The organism is Flavobacterium sp. U410 (genome assembly GCF_053570605.1).
The window spans coordinates 34874-55140 of sequence record NZ_JBSEFI010000007.1; the positions used below are offsets into that span (position 1 = coordinate 34874).

At 35.0% G+C, this 20267-nt stretch carries 15 protein-coding genes; 3 read left to right on the forward strand and 12 right to left on the reverse strand.

All coding sequences use genetic code 11. The features are described from left to right. Window positions 1-9: 9 nt before the first annotated feature. From ACUSJC_RS06640 to ACUSJC_RS06670, 7 genes are all read right to left on the reverse strand, one after another. Window positions 10-627, reverse strand: coding sequence for a hypothetical protein (locus ACUSJC_RS06640; RefSeq protein ID WP_449268775.1), 618 nt, complete (start codon window positions 625-627; stop codon window positions 10-12). Next, a complete protein-coding gene (locus ACUSJC_RS06645; protein ID WP_449268776.1) occupies window positions 614-3982 on the reverse strand; it encodes a DUF6443 domain-containing protein in 3369 nt (1122 codons plus the stop codon). Before ACUSJC_RS06645 ends, ACUSJC_RS06640 begins: the two co-directional genes overlap by 14 nt. Before the next feature lie 6 nt (window positions 3983-3988). Further along, window positions 3989-7267 (reverse strand): hypothetical protein, encoded by a 3279-nt coding sequence (locus ACUSJC_RS06650; protein WP_449268777.1) that lies wholly within the window; start codon window positions 7265-7267, stop codon window positions 3989-3991. Between the two features lie 10 nt (window positions 7268-7277). Further along, on the reverse strand, window positions 7278-8903 hold the full coding sequence (locus tag ACUSJC_RS06655) for a T9SS type A sorting domain-containing protein (protein ID WP_449268778.1): 1626 nt from the start codon (window positions 8901-8903) through the stop codon (window positions 7278-7280). Window positions 8904-9556: 653 nt separating this feature from the next. Continuing rightward, window positions 9557-10120: a ribosome recycling factor gene (gene frr, locus ACUSJC_RS06660; RefSeq protein ID WP_449268779.1), complete on the reverse strand. Its 564-nt coding sequence runs from the start codon at window positions 10118-10120 to the stop codon at window positions 9557-9559. Window positions 10121-10156: 36 nt separating this feature from the next. Continuing rightward, entirely contained in the window at window positions 10157-10864 is a 708-nt protein-coding gene (gene pyrH, locus ACUSJC_RS06665) for a UMP kinase (RefSeq protein ID WP_449268780.1), read from the reverse strand. Between the two features lie 96 nt (window positions 10865-10960). Further along, on the reverse strand, window positions 10961-11746 hold the full coding sequence (locus ACUSJC_RS06670) for a patatin-like phospholipase family protein (RefSeq protein WP_449268781.1): 786 nt from the start codon (window positions 11744-11746) through the stop codon (window positions 10961-10963). Window positions 11747-11811: 65 nt separating this feature from the next. Here ACUSJC_RS06670 and ACUSJC_RS06675 point away from each other — a divergent pair, with 65 nt between their 5' ends. Further along, window positions 11812-12423: a thioredoxin family protein gene (locus tag ACUSJC_RS06675; protein WP_449268782.1), complete on the forward strand. Its 612-nt coding sequence runs from the start codon at window positions 11812-11814 to the stop codon at window positions 12421-12423. Window positions 12424-12479: 56 nt separating this feature from the next. On the opposite strand, the gene ACUSJC_RS06680 is transcribed toward ACUSJC_RS06675, so the two are convergent. From ACUSJC_RS06680 to ACUSJC_RS06700, 5 genes are all read right to left on the reverse strand, one after another. Continuing rightward, window positions 12480-13100 (reverse strand): YiiX/YebB-like N1pC/P60 family cysteine hydrolase, encoded by a 621-nt coding sequence (locus ACUSJC_RS06680; protein ID WP_449268783.1) that lies wholly within the window; start codon window positions 13098-13100, stop codon window positions 12480-12482. Continuing rightward, window positions 13090-13788, reverse strand: a complete 699-nt coding sequence (gene truB, locus ACUSJC_RS06685) for a tRNA pseudouridine(55) synthase TruB (RefSeq protein ID WP_449268784.1) — start codon at window positions 13786-13788, stop codon at window positions 13090-13092. Before truB ends, ACUSJC_RS06680 begins: the two co-directional genes overlap by 11 nt. Further along, a complete protein-coding gene (locus ACUSJC_RS06690; RefSeq protein ID WP_449268785.1) occupies window positions 13788-14573 on the reverse strand; it encodes an undecaprenyl-diphosphate phosphatase in 786 nt (261 codons plus the stop codon). The genes truB and ACUSJC_RS06690 overlap by 1 nt, the downstream gene beginning before the upstream one ends. A 62-nt stretch (window positions 14574-14635) precedes the next feature. After that, a complete protein-coding gene (locus tag ACUSJC_RS06695; RefSeq protein WP_449268786.1) occupies window positions 14636-14881 on the reverse strand; it encodes a DUF3098 domain-containing protein in 246 nt (81 codons plus the stop codon). A gap of 17 nt (window positions 14882-14898) precedes the next feature. Further along, window positions 14899-15774 carry a cell division protein FtsX gene (locus ACUSJC_RS06700; protein WP_449268787.1) on the reverse strand — a complete coding sequence of 292 codons (876 nt, stop codon included), beginning with the start codon at window positions 15772-15774 and terminating at the stop codon, window positions 14899-14901. Window positions 15775-15976: 202 nt separating this feature from the next. Between ACUSJC_RS06700 and ACUSJC_RS06705 the strand changes: the two genes are divergently transcribed. Both ACUSJC_RS06705 and ACUSJC_RS06710 read left to right on the forward strand, forming a co-directional pair. Beyond that, the gene (locus ACUSJC_RS06705) at window positions 15977-19084 is read left to right on the forward strand and encodes a leucine--tRNA ligase (protein ID WP_449268788.1); all 3108 of its coding nucleotides are present in this window, start codon (window positions 15977-15979) and stop codon (window positions 19082-19084) included. 405 nt (window positions 19085-19489) lie between these two features. Next, window positions 19490-20116 (forward strand): hypothetical protein, encoded by a 627-nt coding sequence (locus ACUSJC_RS06710; RefSeq protein ID WP_449268789.1) that lies wholly within the window; start codon window positions 19490-19492, stop codon window positions 20114-20116. The last annotated feature ends 151 nt before the right edge of the window (window positions 20117-20267 follow it).

Consider the following 20267-nt stretch of genomic DNA (forward strand, 5'->3'; position numbering starts at 1 on the left):
ATAATTATACTAATTATTATTTTTAATATACTCTTGATTAAAAATAATAACTTTATTTTTATCTATTCTCATTGAATCATTAAAGAAAACTTTTTTATAATCTTTTGGTATATCTTTAATTATAAAACTTTTTGAAATTTTATCATTTGGTATATATACCCTATCTTCTTTCAATAAATCAATCAATTCAACTTCAATTTTTAGGATATTATTAATTTTATTATCTTTTAAATTAATCTCTCCAAACTCATTCGTTTGAAATATCAAATCTGAATTAATAATCACTGTTGCTCCAATAATTGGAGCATCTGTATCATCAATTAGTCTTACAAATCTTTTATTTTCATCTAAAACTTCCTCAACAATAATAAAATTGTTTTTATAGTTTTCATAGCTTTTTAATAATAATCTATTATTATTAAAACTCCAATTACCTTTACTTTCATAACTTTCCATTGGAGCCTCATATGAATATTCAAAATAATCCTTACTCAGTACTAAACTTCCTTTTGAAATTTTTGAATTATACTCATAATTACCATAAACATCATCTTTTGTCAATGAACCGCACGAAAAAAAGGTGCCAGTTAAAAGATAAAGAGCTAATTTTAAATTATTTTTTATCATTTTTCCAGTTTATATAAAATTGTTGTTGCGCCGTACCCCTTATAGAATTTGAATATGTTTGAATTTTCATTTGTTGACCAAGACTAGTTTTACTTCCAGGTGTGCTTAAGTTTAATGGTCCTTGTGGTCTATTTGGATATGCTGCATTTATTTCGCTTCTAGATAAATTTAAACCACCAAAGAAAGAGCCCCTATCAAATGCTTCATATTCATCAGTCAAATCATACAAAGCTCCACCTACTTTACCACCAGCTCCAAAAGAGAGCTTTCCTGTTTCAAATTGAAACGCATGTTTTAATTCATGAGCAAATACCCCCATACTAAATTTTCCTTTCGAGCTTATGTTGACGGCATCTGAATTAACATCATAAGTTGTATTACCATCAGCTGTTGAAGATACATCACTAGAATTTTCATAAAGGTTATAAACCTGAGAAGAACTTTCAAGCGAAGATAATTCACTTAGTGTATTATTTAGAACACTCATTTCTGAACCTGCTTTAGCATCTTCACTTGCAAATTTTTCTTTTAACCTTTGAGCTTTATCAGACTTCCCTTTTGCCAATACATCATTAATTCTTGATTGTCTTTCATTAATTATTCCATTTCTTCTATTTTGAACTTCTGTTCTAAATCTTTCAAAAAGGTCCTTACCAACACCAATACTATCTCCTTGAATATCGTTGAATATAATTGGATTATTTCCAGCATACCCATATGGAGTTAATGGGTAATATTTTTCACTAAATCTATCCATTTTATTAAAACGCCCTATTGCTGGGTCATAATCCCTCCAACCATAAGCATAAACATTAAGCCCCAACTCATCCTGGAACTCTTTGGAGTTGTATTTATAGTTACTCGACAGCACCATATCACTATTATACCCTTGATGTTTCAGCCCAAAAGGATAATAGTTGTTTTCTTCCATGATTTCATGGGAGTCAATGGCTCCATCAGCGTCAGCATCAGAATAAGAGAGCCTTACATTTCCTAAATGGTCTGTATAATTATACACATAACGAAACTTGTCATCAACAATGGTAACATAGCCTTCGGGATGAGGAAAATAGTTTAATTTGGTTTCAAGATACTGAAAGCCGCCTGCCATATAATCTGTAATGATTTCGGAATTAGTACTTACTATTTTTCTTACTTTGGTGCCTGCAGCGTTATAAAGATACGAAATTTTATTACCGGTAGTTGCAAATTTTATTGTTACGGGTAAATTTAAATGGTTGTAGGTAATGTCTTCAATGTCTTTGTTCTGGTCTGCAACCAGGTTGCCATTAGCGTCATATTTATAATCGTCTTCAGGATCGCTTATGCCGTTGCTGTCGTCTTTAAAGCCTTGCGGAACGTTTGAATAATCAATTACTTTGAGCAGTCGGTTTTTGTTTTCAGTGTCATAAGAATATTCCAGATTGTCAATTTCAATGGCATAGCTCACGTCATCACCGTCTCCGTTACGTCTTAATTTTGTGATATTCCCGTTTTTGTCATACCGCACCGATTCCATAAAACTATCGGCATGGGCAATATTGGGCCATGTGTAATTCGCCTCGGTAAGGCGGTTCAAATGATCGTAGGTATACCCGTAGCTTCTTAAAATGTCGTCATTGGCGGTTTTCCAGTAGGTTTCACTGATATTCCCGTTGTAGAGCTTGTCTGCTTCTTCGGCATCGTTATACTTAATGGCAAAGGCAAAAAGGTCATCATCCAGATTGTTCGTGTTATTAATTGCGTTAAGCCATCCGCGGATGTTGTAGGAATAGTTTATTTTTTGCAGTCCGTTTGTTCCGGTTCCGCCTACCAGCTTAACCACCAGTTGTCCCAAGGCATCATATTCGTTCAGCGCAATCAATTCTTCCGATGCTCCGTCAATTTTCTGTTTATGCTTTAGCGGTCTGTCCTGTTCGGTATACGTGAACATATCAATAATGCTAAGCGTTGTAGCACCGGCATCATACTTATGACTGGTAACGGTATAAATGGTTTTACCCGCCCAGTCCAGATTGGTATCCACTTGGGTATAACCACCCAGATGGTTGGTGGTGTGGGTGCGCACCGGTCTGTATTTTTCGTCATACAGCGTATAAGAAATTTCAGCCGTACTGCTTCCGGGGCTGTCCAGCACCCGCACCCAGGAACCTGTAGGTAGTCCTTTTACATTGGTGGCTAATGTCTGTCCCTCTACATCATTGGGCAGGGTAGGAGCTCCCGTAAAACTATAATCATCATAATAGTTCTGAGTAAGCGTTTCATTTTGCGATAAAGTAAACGGATTACTACCGCTGTTGATGCTGCTTTGATGGGTAGTTCGGGCATTGGCATCGGCAGTCATTTGCTTCCATCCGGTTTTTACCACTCTGCCAAAGACGTCATATTCGGTAATTAGCCAACCTGTAGTTCCATTGCCATACGGATTAAAGGCGGGTCCTGTAGCAACCGGACGATCCAGTTTGTCATAGACTATAAACTCCCATTGTTTGCCGGGTAGTTTCTTTTCCGCTAAGCGGTTTCGTTTATCATACTTATATTGGTAACACAAACCGTCCAGTGTGGTCTGGTCTATGGCTCCGCCGGCAAGCGGAGGAATGACATAGGTTAAGTTGTTGTACTGGTCATATACATAATAGGTGTCGTGTGCAACATTGCTATTATAGGTGCGTTTTAAAATAACCTTTCCTTCTTTATTCTTGAACTCTTCGGTTGTGTGATTAAGACCTGATGTCCAATTCTCGTCCTTGGTAATTGTTTTATAAAGTTCATTAGCCGAGTAATATCCATTATCTGTTAACACTCCTAAAGAAACGTCCCATGTTGCAGTAGCCTTTAAGTGTTTGACTTCATTAGCAATATTGGTCTGGTAATCGAACTTGATCTCCTTACCGCTACCTAAAGCCCAATCATTTCCGGGGGCTGCCTGCTTTAAAACCCTATCCAAAGGGGATAATTCCAATTCCTTTTCGCTGAAAGGATTTGTAGTTCCCCCGTTATAAGAGGTGTAAAAACTGTTCAGATTACTATTAACGGTTGTGGCATCTATATAATTTAAACTCGGTGTGCTGTTGGCATAAGGTAGATATTCCTTGGTTTGTCTGCCAAAGGCATCATATTCTAGATGTGTCACTATATCTTTTCCTGAATTTGATTGTTTATGGGCTATTTGCTGAACGGGTCTTCCCAGTCCGTCATAATATGTTACTTGCACGGCAGCCTCATCTATATCGGGAGTGCTTATAGGTGTAGTTGTGGCTTGCTTATAATTAGTGGTTTTAATATAATTCTGATCCTGACTTTGTCCCAAAGCAAGAACAGGGATAACTGACAATAAATAAAATAGTTTTTTCATCTTGCTTTAGTTTTTATAATGATATTCATTCTCGCTTAGGATATTGCCGTCTTTGTCCTTGACATATTGTAGCCTGTTAAAACTATCATATTCATAAGTTATCTTATTACCTTTAGAATCGGTAATGGTACTGACTCCCACCAATGGTTTATAGGTATAAGTGGTTATCATGGCATTGGGTAAAGCCGTTCTTAAACTATTCAAAGCAGTGAGTAAAGCATTCTCATCTGTTCCGTTAGATAATGTTTGCAAATTAGATTCGTATGGCTGCACTTGATTGTAAGTAGCATTTTCTATCTTGGCTATGGGTTGGGTTTTATTATATCCCCAGATTACTGTAGTAGATATTCCACTTTCGGGGGTGTATTGTAATATATTTCCAAATGCATCATAATTGTTATAGGTTATTTTGTTTTCAGTCATGGTACCTTTACCAGCATAAATATATTGTGGCAATAACAAACTTTGACCGGAAATAGATGATGGAAAACTACCATACTTAGTAATTTGTGAATCAATTTTTTCAGTTGTTCCATTAATAATTTTATTTCTTTCTACTTTCAACGGAAGGTCAACCATATTTCTATTTATTAGTGCGGTTACATTAGGTTCAGCAGACATAGATGCATCTTGAGCATAATAGTAATTGGTTTCAAGAATATCGCCTGTTGAAGTTGTTTTTCTTTCTGAAGCTAGATTTTTATAATTGTTATAAAAAAAGTTCGTTGTAGTTTCTACAATTCCAGTATCAAAATATTTTTTTTCCTTAACCACACTAGGTCCCGGTATATAGGAAGATAACATCGACTGATATGTAATATTAACTATATTATTATAAGCCATAGCATAAGGGGGAGTGCCTATATTATATTGTAAAGGAGCTGGACCAATATAATTCAGATCCCAATCCAATTGAGATTCGTTACTATAACTTTTTAAAGGTCGATATAACTTAACACCCCAAATCTTAACATCTGTTAGCGAAGTATTATTATATTCGTACGATTTAAGATTTTGTAGTATAAAGTTTGATGATTCAGATTTATAAATTGCCTCTTCTAATAAAGATCCATTTCCGCTATAAACTCTGTCTTTTACTCCGTCAGGTTTATAGTCAAAACTATAATTTCTAACTAAATAAGAACTCCCATTTATCAAACAAATCGAATTAAACATGAGAACTAGTCTTTTAGCGGAATATTGAACATAAATATTATTTGGATCATTTGTTATCCCCTGATCACTATAAGCAAAACCTATATCTATATAATATTTAGGGACATAAGGAGGCCTGTTTTTATAACTGTAAATACTTTTACCTTTACTTACATTGTTACCATTCTCATCATATACTATAACTTTATCATATCCAATAAATTCATTTTCATAAGAAGGATTATCTTTTAAAATTATTGTACTTGCAACAGAATATACAGCTATACTAGGATTAAAATCAGTATGTCCAAAATATCTAGGACGAGAAAGTAGTTTTCCGTAGGAATAACTCTCTAAAATACCATCATTATTTCTGTCTTCAGTATAATGATATGTAAATTTTTTTGTATAAATATTTCCATTATTATCACTATTTGTGATTTTTTTTATACGAACCCCTCCACAGTAATTAAATTTATTTCCATTAATATTGTTGTTTTGAAAAATAGAAATTTTACTTGCATTAGAATCTTCTGTAAATGAACTAGTAGGATCATAAGTGTTTGATTCGTACTCAAATTCTGTACTCCCCTTAGTGGGATACGTAATTTTTTTTAGTAAAAAAGCATTAGCATATAACGTATTTACTTCTCTGTTAGCCCCAATGTTATGTCTTGTATATTCTGTATTAGAGTTAATATAATTAGCATATTGATTAGTACTTGTATAGATAGGACATGAGAAAGTCATATCAGGTATGGTGTTACTGATATTTGAAGTAACTCCGTTAAAAAATCCCCAATGATCTTTAGCTGTGCTATTTTTAGGAGGTAAAAGCGAATCAAAATATTCAAAAGTTTGATTCATTACCATATTATCATCTTTATCTTTTTCCTGTACTTCTATTAATTTTAATCTTTTATTTAAAGCGTCATTTGTAAAATTTACCACATTAGAAAAATAACCAATAGTTCCTCCTGTAAAATTTGCATTAAAATAATCGTGAATAAGAGAATAACTTTTGATCTTTTGAGAAAGATTATTTTTTATGGTTATATCTTTAATTCTAACATCGTTCACAAAATCTATTCTGTTATCATATTCAAACTCAACTCTACCCTTTGGAAAATCAATTGAAGTAATTAAAACTTTAGAAAAATAATTAAAAGGTCTGTAACTATTATCAGATAATGCCGCTCCATCACTTTGCTCAGTAGATAACCTTTTGTAAAATGTTGACAATGCAAATGGGCTTCCACAATATGAAACTGGAAAATCCGGATTTAAATAACTATCGGTATAATTTAAGGTAATTATATTGTCTTTATTTGTTATAACTTTTGTTAAATACCAAGCTGTTGAATAAGGGTGAGCACCATTTTGATATGAGTAACCGGTATCAGAAAATCCATGTTCATTAATATCAAAAAAGAACTGAGTTCCGTTTGGAGTAGTTATTTTCCATTTTTTAGTAATGACATCATTAGAATCAATTAACTCAATCTTTAAGTTGTGTTCTAAATGTTGTAAAACAGCTGTTCCATTTCTTTTTAAAGTGAATTTACCCGAGTAACCTGGTAAGTTATAATAGAAAATATCTGGTTCAAAATCATTTGTTGCATCAATATTTGGTCCTTCTACATAATTATCTAAAACATAATCCGTAGGCATCATTCTAGTATGTAAACCTGGTGTTACCTCTCTTCCTGGAATGGCAAGACCTATAAAATCAGGAATAGGGTTACCGGAATTATCCTCTGCATTCACATAACAGGAAGTTACAGTACCAAAATTATCAAAATCATCTCTTCCCATTACTTCTCTTGAAATAACACCTTGTAATCCCAAACTCCAGCCCAATCCAACTCTGCTAGATTCTTCTTCAACTTTAATTCCACTTCCATCATAATTTAAGGTAATGGGTAAATTAAAATCATCTTCATTTATTGTAAATATTGGAATATTAATTTGAGCAGTTCCTGTATAATTAGAAACCGGAATTTCTCCATATTTTTGAATTTTAGTTACATCGGGTGATGCTGGAAAAATATCTGGAGTGTTACTATTAGTCTGCCCCAATATTACATTTATGAACAACAAACTAATTGATAATAATATTTCTTTTTTCATTACATTCATTTTATTTCTTAATCACTTTAACACCCCCGGTTTGAGTATCGGTTTTAATTTCGATCACATAAATCCCTGTAGGCAGGTTAGTTAATTCCATAGGGATCGTCTTTTCCCCGTTAATAGAAGCCGAGCGTATGGTTCTTCCGCTCAAATCGTATAATGTAGCCGTTCCTTTAGTGTACTCAAAACTCACGATCACATTGGTAAAATACTCCGTCGGGTTAGGCACAGCCTCCAGACTGATGCGTTCCTGTTCTTCCTTATCCTTGTCTTTAAGCTTCACCACCCAGAAATCATTACCGCCTTTGGCTGTTTTTTTGTCTCTCGAAACACTTCCGTTAGACGTTCCGCAAAGCAGATAACCGCCGTCACGGGTTTCCAATACTTTTTTCAGCACTTCATCGCCTTTGCTGCCCACGGTTTTGCTCCACAATTCCTCACCGTCAGCTTTGATCTTTAAAGCAATGTAATCGTTAATGCCTTCCTTGTCTTTTGGGGAAACCAAAGGATTACTGCCACTTTTTTCAACCTCCGATTGGGCATAACCTCCGATTAAAAAGCTGCCGTCCGGATTTTCGATCAAAGAAGTCAGAATGTCTTTTTTTCCGTAGTTATAGGTTTGTTGCCAAACAATACCGCCCGTTTCATCCAGTTTCACCACCCAGAAATCCGTTCCGCTGCCATTGCTTTTAGTCTTTACATGTCCCGGTTCAGAATTAGAGCTGCCGCCCAGCAGATAACCGCCGTCCTGCGTGGGGATCAGCACCGTTAAATTGTCGTCCTGTTCCCCGCCATATACCTTTTGCCAGGCTATTTCGCCCTGCTCATCCAGCTGCACGACCCAGTAGTCGCCCAGTCCCGGATTTTCTTCCGTTTTATTGCCTGAAACAGGCGAATTACTGTATCCACCCAAAATATATCCGCCCGATTGGATCTCATGGATGCTTCGCAACTCATCCATATAGCGCCCACCAATGGTTTTTTGCCATGCGATGGTTCCGTTTTTATCCAGTTTCACCACCCAGAAATCCAGATTCCCTTTCGAGTTTTCCGATTTTCCGAAAGGATCCAAAACCCCTGTCGTACTTTTCAGTTGATCCGAAGAAGAACTTCCGCCCAGAATATAACCGCCATCACGGGTTGGGGCTATGCTTAAAAGCTTTTCCATACCGCTGCCGCCGATGGTCCTTTGCCAAAGCTCCTGTCCCTTAGCATTGAGCTTGACCACCCAAAAGTCTTCCTGCCCTTTGCAAGCTTCGGTTTTATCCGAACCCTTGTCCGAAGCAGAAGTTCCGCCCAGAATAAACCCGCCGTCATTAGTCAAAGCAATGCTTTGCAAGAGATCCGTTTGATTGCCTCCAAAACTTTTTTGCCAGTCTAAGTTGCCGTGTTCGTCCATTTTCCAAATCCAGTAATCCAGATCGCCCTTGTTCAGTTCCTCCTTATTTCCGTTCTTTCCGGAAACGGAACTTCCCGCCAGAATAAAACCGTAATCAGGCGTGGGAATGGCTTCGTAAAGATATTCGGCATGTTTGCCGCCATAAGATTTTTCCCAGAGAATGTCTTGGGCAGACAGTACTGTAACGCACGATACTGTAAGAAGAGTTGTGGTTAATAGTTTTTTTAGCTGCATTAGGTACAAATGTTTTTTACAATGTGCTAAATGTAACTATTTTGTACAATAGTAAGAAAAGATTTTTTTTGTTTTTTTTAGAAAAAATGATTTTAACAGAAAATGTTTTACGGTTTTGTTTTTATTGTAATAAAAGGAGTTAAAAATTGTGTAATACTGAAATTTTTGAGACGGTACAATTCGTTTTTTTTAAAAGGTTGAGAATACATGTATATTTTGTTAACGTTCAACAAAGGTTGTAGCAAAATATTTTTACATTTTAAAAGGCTACACTAGATGTAGCAAAATGAAATTGAAATATAAAAATGCTACAAAAAGTGTAGCAAAATATTTTTCATGTAGAACTTTGCTACAAATTATGGTTTATATAAAATCAAAATCGATAAGTAAACTTTAGTTAGGTGTTACAAAAGAAACTTTAGCACGAATTTTAGCCAGCTTTCGTTATATAAAATAGGGAAACGAGATTTTCCAGCCAAAACTTAATTGAAATGAAGTGCTATTTTAGAAGAATTTAATAAAAAATGATAATTTTAGGAAAAGGTAAGAAATTAGGTTTACACAAGAAGAAAAATACTTATTTGTGAAGAAAAGAGGAATCTATCTATAGGTGATAAAAAAATAAGTCCCGACTATTAATCGGGACTTAAAATTTATACTTTCATGATTTCGGCTTCTTTGTGTACCAATAAATCATCGATTCTTTTAATGTAACCATCAGTTAATTTTTGAACATCTTCTTCTGCTTTTTTACAAATGTCTTCTGATGTTCCTTCTTTTTCTTCTTTTTTGATATCTGTATTAGCATCTTTACGAGCATTACGGATGCCAATTTTTGCATCTTCCGCTTCTGATTTAGCTTGTTTTACCAAGTCTTTACGTCTTTCTTCTGTTAACGCAGGAATGTTGATGATGATGCTTTCCCCGTTGTTCATCGGGTTTAATCCTAGATTAGCAATCATAATTGCTTTTTCGATAGGTTGAATCATGTTCTTTTCCCACGGCGTTACCGTTAATGTTCTTGCATCAGGTGCACCGATGTTGGCAACTTGAGATAATGGCGTTTGTGAACCATAGTAATCCACAAAAACACCACCTAACATAGCAGGTGACGCTTTACCGGCTCTAATGTTTAAAAATTCTTTTTCTAAGTGTGCAATAGAATTATCCATTGATTCTTTTGCAGCGTCTATAATTAAGTTAATTTCTTCAGTCATGACTTATTTTTATAGCTTGTTTTAACAATTATAAAATTATATAGTTACGGTTGTACCGATGATTTCTCCTTCGCAAACTTTTAATAGATTACCAAAGTTGTTCATGTCAAAAACAATAATGGGTAATTTATTTTCCTGACTCAATGTAAAGGCAGTAGTATCCATTACGTTTAATCCTTTGGCAAGTACATCGTCAAATGAAATAAAATCAAATTTAACAGCTGAACTGTCTTTTTCAGGATCGGCAGTATACACACCATCAACACGAGTTCCTTTTAAAATAACATCTGCTCCAATTTCAATTCCTCTCAAAACAGCAGCAGTATCCGTTGTGAAATATGGATTTCCTGTACCGGCACCAAAAATTACAATACGTCCTTTTTCTAAATGACGAGTTGCTTTTCTTTTGATATACGGTTCTGCAATCGCTTCAATTTTTAGAGCCGTTTGCAAACGAGTCTGCATTCCGGCTTCTTCTAAAGCCCCTTGCAAAGCCATTCCGTTGATAACGGTTGCTAACATTCCCATATAGTCGCCTTGTACGCGATCCATACCGTTGCTCGCTCCGGCAACACCTCTAAAAATATTTCCTCCTCCTATTACTATAGCAATTTCAACTCCTTTGTCGTGAATTGTTTTAATTTCCTTAGCATATTCTGCTAAACGCTTGGGGTCAATACCATACTGTCTGTCGCCCATAAGAGCTTCTCCACTCAGTTTCAGAAGAATCCTTTTATATTTCATTGTGTTGTTCCTTTAATGCTGCAAACTTAAGCAAAATTACAAAATCCTCAAAAAATGTTAAGAAATAAGCATAAGGTCTATTTTTCAGAACAAAAATCAAGTATTGGTATTTAATTCTTCAAAGGACTTTTTAGCTTCTTGGTATCCAATAGTAAATATTTCGCTCATTTTACTTTTACTGGTTTCAAAAGTGCCAAAATTAGCCAATTCTTTAGGTTCAATAACCCAATCGCACAAAGTGAATTTTTGGTAATTCGCGTGACCGGAAAGCAATTCGAAAGCCCTTGTGGTTACAGATTTAATCGAATTGAGTTCTTTTTCCTCAATATTATGAATCGGACTAACATAAATACCAATAATACTATCGCAGTCACCTTGTAACAAATCAGTAGGAAAGTGATTTAATATTCCGCCGTCGCTATACAGTTTTCCATTTATTTTGTAAGGAGATAAAACACCGGGAAAGGAAGCCGAGGCTAAAACAGCATCCGTAATTTTGGTATCGTCACTAAAAATCTTCAGTTTTCCTCTTACTAAATCAGTTGCCGTAATTTTTGTGGGAATAGGAAGATCACCGATTTTAGCATCGCCAAAAATAGCATTGAAATACATTTGGAAAGATTCGGAATCAATAATTCCTGCTTTTTTTAATGTAAAATGTTTCCAATGAAATAAGTAAATGGATTGAAAAAAAGCTAAAATCTCTTTAGGTGTTTTTCCAAAAGCATACATGGCAGCAATGATGGCTCCGGCACTGGTTCCTGACATTGCTTTGGGCTTAATGCCATTTTCTTCCAAAAATTGCAAAGCGCCCGCATGCGCAATTCCTTTAGAACCGCCACCGGAAAGTGTAATACCTATAGTTTTACTTTTTAAGTCCATTTGTAACCAAACTAACAAAGAGTATCCAAAAATAGAATTAAATTTGATACCAAAATAAATGAAAGATGGAAAATATTGTTAAAAATGCTTTAGAACATAGCTTTAGCTACACTCAATATAGAGAACACATTACAGCTTTGCTTGAAAAAGGAGAAACTGGAGATGCACAAAGTGATGATGCTTTGTTAGAATATACCAAATTGAATGAAACCCGCATGCACCGTTTGGATAAAACAGTAACGGTTTTACCGGAGGTGTCAGACCAGCTTAATGCTTTGCCGAAAAACTTTACGTGGTTGGTTTTAGCAGAAGGCTGGTGTGGTGATGCGGCTCAAATCCTTCCGATTCTGGCTAAAATGGCTGATGCAGCTAACACAATCGATTTGAAGATTGTTTTGCGCGATGAGAATGAAGAATTAATGGATTTGTTTTTGACCAATGGTAGCAAATCAATTCCTAAAGTGGTTATAATTGATAATGAAACCGACAAAGTAATAGGAAGTTGGGGACCACGTCCTGAGCCGGCTCGTAAAATGATTGCCGATTATAAGGCAGAACATGGAGTAGTGGATGAACCTATTAAAATTGAACTCCAAAAATGGTATTTAAAAGACAAAGGCGAAACGACACAAAGAGAGCTTTTAGCTTTGGTTGAGCAAGAAATCTTAGTGAAATAGGATTAAATTACTACTGTTTTTAAAACCGGAATGCTTTATGTGTTTCGGTTTTCTTTTTATAGGATGCCTAAAATCTTAATCTTTTTGGAAGTAGAAATCCCGCCGGGATTGCAACCGGGTCTTCCTTCGGGAATTTCGACATTGAGTTTTTGATAATACGCTTCCCAAACATCAAAATACGTGTTTGATCCCGGAGCTTTAAATGTCATTGGAAATAAAGTAAACAACGGTTTTTTATTGGCTTGTAAAAAACAATCATAAATAAGTTCTGAACAATAATATTTGCCATTGTCATACAAATATTCATCGTCATAAGGAATTCCAATTTGTTGTAAACCAAAAGCAATCGCTTCCGGAATTAATTTTTGGTAGCGTTTCTTTAATCGGCCGACATACATCGGTAAATCGGTATAAGTGACAAATGTTTCGTAAGGCGTAAGTTTAACGGCTGCACCCGAAGCTTCTAAAACATAGATTTTTTGGTCTTGAATAACAACCATTCCCATGTGGTTAAAATCAATTCCGTGATAACCTTCCGTAACTTGATTAATAGCGTCACAAAGCGGACCGCAATGCATCGATTGGAAAATGAAATCGCCGTTTTGCAATTCGATTTTGTGCTGCGAAAAGCTCACAAAACTGAAGAAAAACAGTAAAAGGAAAGAATTAATTTTCACCGTTAATTATTTTTTCAAAATCTTCAGGAGAAATAGCGTCTTCAATACTGTATTCGCCGATTTTAGTGCGTCGTAATGCCGTTAAATGTCCGCCGGATTGCAATGCTTTCCCATAGTCATACGCTAGCGAACGAATATAGGTTCCTTTGCTGCATTTTACTCTGAAATCCACTTCCGGCAAAGCAATACGAGTCAATTCAAATTCGTAAATCGTAGTTTTTCGGGCTTCAATTTCAATTTCTTCACCAGCTCGGGCGTGTTCGTACAAACGTTTCCCGTCTTTTTTAATAGCCGAAAAAACAGGTGGTTTCTGAAAAATTTCACCGATAAATTGCTGTAAAGTTTCTTGCAATACAGCTTCGGTAATGTGTTCGGTTGGAAAGGTTTGGTCCACTTCCGTTTCTAAATCGTAAGAAGGCGTGGTAGCTCCCAAAAGAATCGTTCCGGTGTATTCTTTTTCCTGAGTCTGAATTTCATTGATTTTCTTGGTAAACTTTCCGGTGCAAATAATCAATAAACCGGTTGCTAACGGATCTAAAGTTCCGGCGTGACCGATTTTAAAGCGTTTCGACAAATTGAATTTTCGTTTTAAAACATATTTCAATTTGTTCACAGCCTGAAACGAACTCCAAGTCAGCGGTTTGTCAATCAAAAGTACTTTTCCTTCCGTAAAGTCTTCGGCTTGCATTAGATAATGATTAACGGTTTAACAAAGAAATGAATCAATAAAATAATAGCTCCGGCAATAATTCGGTAATACCCAAACAATTTAAAACCGTGCTTTTGTAAAAAACCGATAAATGATTTGATCGCGATCATGGCCACAACAAAACCGACTACATTTCCGATAATCAGTAAATAAGTTTGGTCTTGCGTTAGTTCAAATCCGGCTTTATAATAATCGTATGATTTTTTTACGGTTGCGCCTAACATGGTTGGAATAGCCAAGAAGAATGAAAACTCGGCAGCCGTAGTACGCGATAGTTTTTGCGTCATTCCGCCAACAATACTTGCGCCACTTCTCGACACACCCGGAATCATAGCTAAACATTGGAACAACCCGATTTTTAATGCGGTTAAATAGGAGATTTCCGTTCCTTCATCGTGACCAAACCAATCGTCTACTTTTAGTAAAATGAATCCGCCAATGATTAACGAAATGGCAACGGTTATAGGGTTTTCCAACAAACTGTCGATAAAGTCGCCCAACAACAATCCGAAAATAACAGCCGGAATAAAAGCAACAAATAATTTGTAATAGAAATCTAAACTTTGAAAAAAGCGTTTGAAATATAAAACCACCACCGATAAAATAGTTCCCAATTGAATAACAATGGTAAATAATTTAGTGAAATCATCGTGGGCAATGCCAAAAAAAGAAGAAGCTACAATCATGTGTCCGGTAGAAGAAACCGGTAAAAATTCAGTAATTCCTTCAATAATAGCTAAAATAATGGCTTGTAAGGTATTCATGTGTTATTGATTAGTGATTAGTAAAGAGTAATCAGAGTATAAGAAAAACTAATTACTATTCACTATTTACTACTTTTATCTTTTTTAAAAATAGAATAAATAACAACTCCAAAACCGGCTAAAACCACAGTCGGAGCCAATCGAATTCTTCTGAAGTTGAAGATTTCTTCGCTAAAAACATTAGGATCGTCACTTCCGCCACCGCTCATTAATAAAAAGCCAAGACCAATAACAGCTAATCCTATTAATAGCACAACGTAATTGGTTTTACCAAATAAAAATTCTTCGTTAGGTGTGTTATCTTTCATAAAAATTCAATTTAAGACTAATATAAATCGTCTGTTCTTAAGTTCAAGAAACGTTGAGTGGCAAAAAATGTACTGATAGAAGTAATCACAATTCCTATTAAAAGGACACCGCCAAAAACAATTCCCAGTGAAGTATAATCTTTTGCAATATGTAAACTTGGGAAATATTTATCAATATACATCACGCCGGCATATAAAGCAATAATCGCTAAAATAGAACCGACTAAGCCCAGTTTGATGCCGCGCCAAATAAACGGTTTGCGAATAAATGCTTTAGTAGCGCCTACCATCTGCATGGTTTTAATCGTAAAGCGGTGTGAATAAATAGACAAACGCAACGAACTGTTGATTAACAACATAGCAATCACGGCTAAAAATCCGCTGATGATTAACATGTAAAAACTAATTTTTTTGATGTTATCGTTAACCAAATCAACCAATTGTTTGTCGTAAATGATTTCCGAAACATATTCGTTTTTCTTGAAATTAGTTTCAATTTTTTTAATGCTATCAGCAACTACATAATCGCCTTTTAAGTTAATATCAAAAGAGTTTTGCAACGGATTAAATCCTAAAAACTCCATAAAATCCTTACCTACAATATCTACGTTGTTTTTTGCAGCGCTGTCTTTTTGCACAAAAGCATATTCTTTAATGAAACGCGAATTCTTCAATTCCGCATCAAAAACATTCAGAATACTATCATTAGCTTCATTTTTAAAGAAAACAGTCATCGGGATATTTTCTTTAAAATCATTCGTTATTTTTTTAGAATTAATCACAAAAAGCCCTAAAGATCCTAGTAAAAAAAGCACTAGAAAAATACTCAGAATTACAGAAAAATAAGAGGATATTAAACGTCTTTTTTGATAATTTTCAAAAGATGAAGCCATAGTTTCCGTTAAATTATGCGGTAAAAGTAAAAAAGAATTTTGGTATATATAGAATATAACAACAAAGTTTTAACTTTCGTATTATAAAATGTAAATTTGCAGCTTTAAAATAGTTGGCAGTTGCAGTCGCTGTTATCAGTAATTTAACGATAACAATCTCTGAAACTGTAAACTGAGACTGTAAACTGATAATTATAGCTGAATGAAATATTTCCACAACGAAATCGAAGCCAAGTGGCAAAAGTATTGGGCAGAACACAAAACATTTGCTGCCTCTAATGATTCCGATAAACCTAAATATTATGTATTAGACATGTTTCCTTATCCTTCGGGAGCCGGTTTGCACGTAGGGCATCCGCTGGGATACATTGCGTCTGATATTGTGGCGCGTTACAAACGTCATCAAGGGTTTAATGTTTTGCACCCGCAAGGATATGATTCGTTTGGATTACCGGCTGAACAATATGCAATTCAAACCGGACAACATCCGGAAAAAACAACCAAAGAAAATATTGCGCGCTACCGCGAGCAGTTAGATAAAATCGGTTTTTCATTTGATTGGGATAGAGAAGTACGTACTTCCAATCCGGAATATTACAAATGGACACAATGGATTTTTATTCAGTTGTTCGAATCTTGGTACAACAACAAATCCAATAAAGCAGAAAGCATTGCAACTTTAGTTCAGGAATTTGAACAAAACGGAAATACTGTTGTAGATGCGGTTTGTGCTGATGGCATTGCGCCTTTTTCTGCAACAGAATGGAATGCTTTTACAGCCGATGAAAAAGAACAAATTTTATTACAATATAGATTAACCTATTTAGCGGAAACCGAAGTAAACTGGTGTCCGGCTTTAGGAACGGTTTTAGCCAATGACGAAATCGTAAACGGCGTTTCAGAACGTGGTGGTCATCCTGTTATTCGTAAAAAAATGACACAATGGTCTATGCGAATTTCAGCGTATGCCGAACGTTTGTTGCAAGGTTTAGAAACCATCGATTGGACTGAAAGTTTAAAAGAAAGCCAACGCAATTGGATCGGAAAATCAGTTGGTGCAAGCGTAAAATTTAATGTCATTTCGAGCGGAGTCGAGAAATCTCATCAAGTTGAAGTTTTCACAACAAGACCTGATACCATTTTCGGTGTTACGTTTATGACTTTGGCACCGGAACACGAATTGGTGGCTCAAATTACCACTTCGGAACAAAAAGAAGCAGTGGAAGCGTATATTGAAGCTACTGCAAAACGTTCAGAAAGAGAGCGTATGGCCGATGTAAAAACCATTTCGGGTGTGTTTACCGGAGCGTATGCAGAACATCCGATTACCAAAGAACCGATTCCGATTTGGATTGGCGATTATGTGTTAGCAGGTTACGGAACCGGAGCGGTTATGGCAGTTCCTTGCGGTGACGAACGCGATTATGCGTTTGCTAATTTCTTTAGAGGAATGAATGGCATGCCGGAAATCAAAAATATTTTCAATCAAGATATTTCAGAAACGGCTTTTGCTGCCAAAGAAGGTTTTGAATTGGTCAATTCTGATTTCTTAAACGGTTTAGGGTATAAAGAAGGAACAAAAAAAGCGATTGAAGCTTTAGAAAATATCGGTGCCGGAAAGGCAAAAGTAAACTACCGTTTGCGCGATGCGGTTTTCTCACGTCAGCGTTATTGGGGTGAACCGTTTCCGGTGTATTATGTAAATGGTTTGCCTAAAATGATTGAGGCGAAATATTTACCGATTCGTTTACCGGAAGTCGAAAAATACTTGCCAACAGAAGACGGTCAGCCGCCATTAGGAAACGCAACCGATTGGGCTTGGGATGTTGAACAGTGTTCAGTGGTTAGTTCTCAGTTGATAGATAACGTGAAAGTTTTCCCGTTAGAATTGAATACCATGCCGGGTTGGGCAGGAAGTTCTTGGTATTGGATGCGTTACATGGATGCGCACAACGAGAACGAATTTGCCAGCGAAGCAGCTTTGAACTATTGGGAAAATGTAGACTTATATATTGGTGGTAGCGAACACGCCACCGGACATTTATTGTATTCTCGTTTTTGGAATAAATTTTTAAAAGACAGAGGTTTTGCACCAACAGAAGAGCCGTTTAAAAAACTGATCAATCAAGGGATGATTTTGGGAATGAGTGCTTTTGTTTATAGAATATTTTTTACTTACACAATAAAACTATTTAAAGATTTTGGAGAAGGTTTAAAATATGTAGGCTATGTTGAAAAAAACAAAGAGTTTGTAGTTAATGATATTTTTATTTCATATGGAAATATTATAGATTTAAAAACAGACGATGGACAAGTTATAGCTAAAAAAGTAACATTTGATGATGAAATAATTAAAGAAATAATTAAAGAAAGAATACTTTTAAGAAATTTTATTACAGAAGAATATGATTACTTTGAAATTGATAGAATTCGTAAAGAAATAAACCCAATTCATGTTGATTTGTCATGTATCAATGATATTACGAATGAATTAGATATTGAAAAATTCAAAACACATCCTTTATATAAGGATTATGCAAATGCAGAATTTATTTTAGAAAATGGGAAATACATTGTAGGTCGCGAAGTCGAAAAAATGTCGAAATCAAAATACAACGTAGTCAATCCGGATGATATTTGTGAAGAATACGGTGCAGATACCTTGCGTTTGTATGAAATGTTCTTAGGACCATTAGAACAAGCAAAACCTTGGAACACCGCTGGTATTACCGGAGTGTATGGTTTCTTAAAAAAATTATGGCGTTTGTATTTTGACGACAACGGTTTAAACGTTACAGACGAAGAGCCAACAAAAGACATGTACAAATCGTTGCATAAAACCATCAAAAAAGCAACGGAAGACATCGAGAATTTCTCATTCAACACCTCGGTTTCTCAGTTTATGATTTGTGTTAACGAATTGGCGCAACAAAAATGCCATCACCGTGCTATTTTAGAACCTTTAGCGGTTTTAATTTCGCCTTATGCACCGCATATTTCAGAAAGTTTATGGATGTGGTTAACTTTTGGTAAAGAAGTTAACAATGAAGATTTGCCAAAAGATTATAAAGGAATTTCTACAGTTGCCTATCCGAAGTTTGAAGCGAGTTATTTGGTAGAAAGTGCTAAAGAATATCCGGTTTCTTTCAACGGAAAAATGCGTTTTAAAGTAGAATTGCCTTTGGATTTAACGGCAGCACAAATTGAAGAAATCATTATGGCCGACGAAAGAACGCAAGCACAATTACAAGGAAGAACACCAAATAAAGTAATTATCGTTCCGGGTAAAATTATTAATATCGTTGGATAATATTTGTTTTTAATAGATATTATCTTTAAAAAGCCTCAATTGTTTTGCAAAACAATTGAGGCTTTTTGTTTCCTGACAGGATTAACAGATGGAGTTTTTAAACAACGTGTTATAGATATAAAATCTAGTTATTCTTTTCGTCTTAGAAAAAACATCTTTGCTTTGTTGTTTTGAGTGATGCATTTTTGAAAAAATCTATGATTTTTATTTAATTCGGTAAAAACTGTAAGATAATTTGTTTGTTTCTTCAAGAATAAAGCGTAATATGTTATAAATCTTTATTTTACGCAAAAATAATATGGCAGTTTAAAAAAAAATTTATATATTAGGAGGGTAATTTGATTTATAGATCAAAAGCAAGTTTTTTAAACTTACTATTTTACTAACCCCCCAAATCGCTGTTCTATGAAAAAAATTAGTTTCGTATTAATTTTGTTTACTGTTTTGGTGTTTGTGCCAAATGTTGTGTTATCGTCTGAAAAGGAAAGTGTTTTTGCTGACCAAAAACAAGCTCAGACTAAGTTGGAAAACCAAGTGGAGCATTTGCTTAACAATTCTTTAAACTACAAAAATTATAAAGTAGTGGATAAGCAAACGATGTTTAGCTTTAAAAATGAACTGGAATCTTTTTTGAATATATCAAATCAAGCCCGAGTTAATTTTCAGAAAGAATTGGAAGGAAAAATGAATCAGATCTCAGCTTTAGACGAAAGTTTACAAAGTTTACAAACAGAAAACATTCAGTTGAAAAATGAAAAACATACGATTAATTTTTTGGGAATGGCAATCAATAAATACGCATATATTACAATGCTTTGGGGATTGTTCTTTACCAGTCTATTAGTTATCGGATTCTTTGCTCTAAAATTTGTAAGAGCCAATGAAGTTACTAAAAGTTCTAAATCGATCTTGAGTAATTTGGAAGATGAATATGAAGCGTTTAGAAGATCAAGCATTGAACGCGAACAAAAATTGAGAAGAGAACTTTTTAATGAAATGAAAAAAGTAAAAGAGTTGAAGCAGGCATCCTGAGAAGTTAGTTATAAGTTAAAAACAGTTAAAAAGCACGTTTAATACGTGCTTTTTGCATTTTTGAATGTAACTTTTTTCAAAAATTACGTATAATAGATAAATACAAAAACTGTCAAACTGACATTTGTATAGTTTGGTTTAAAATTTGATA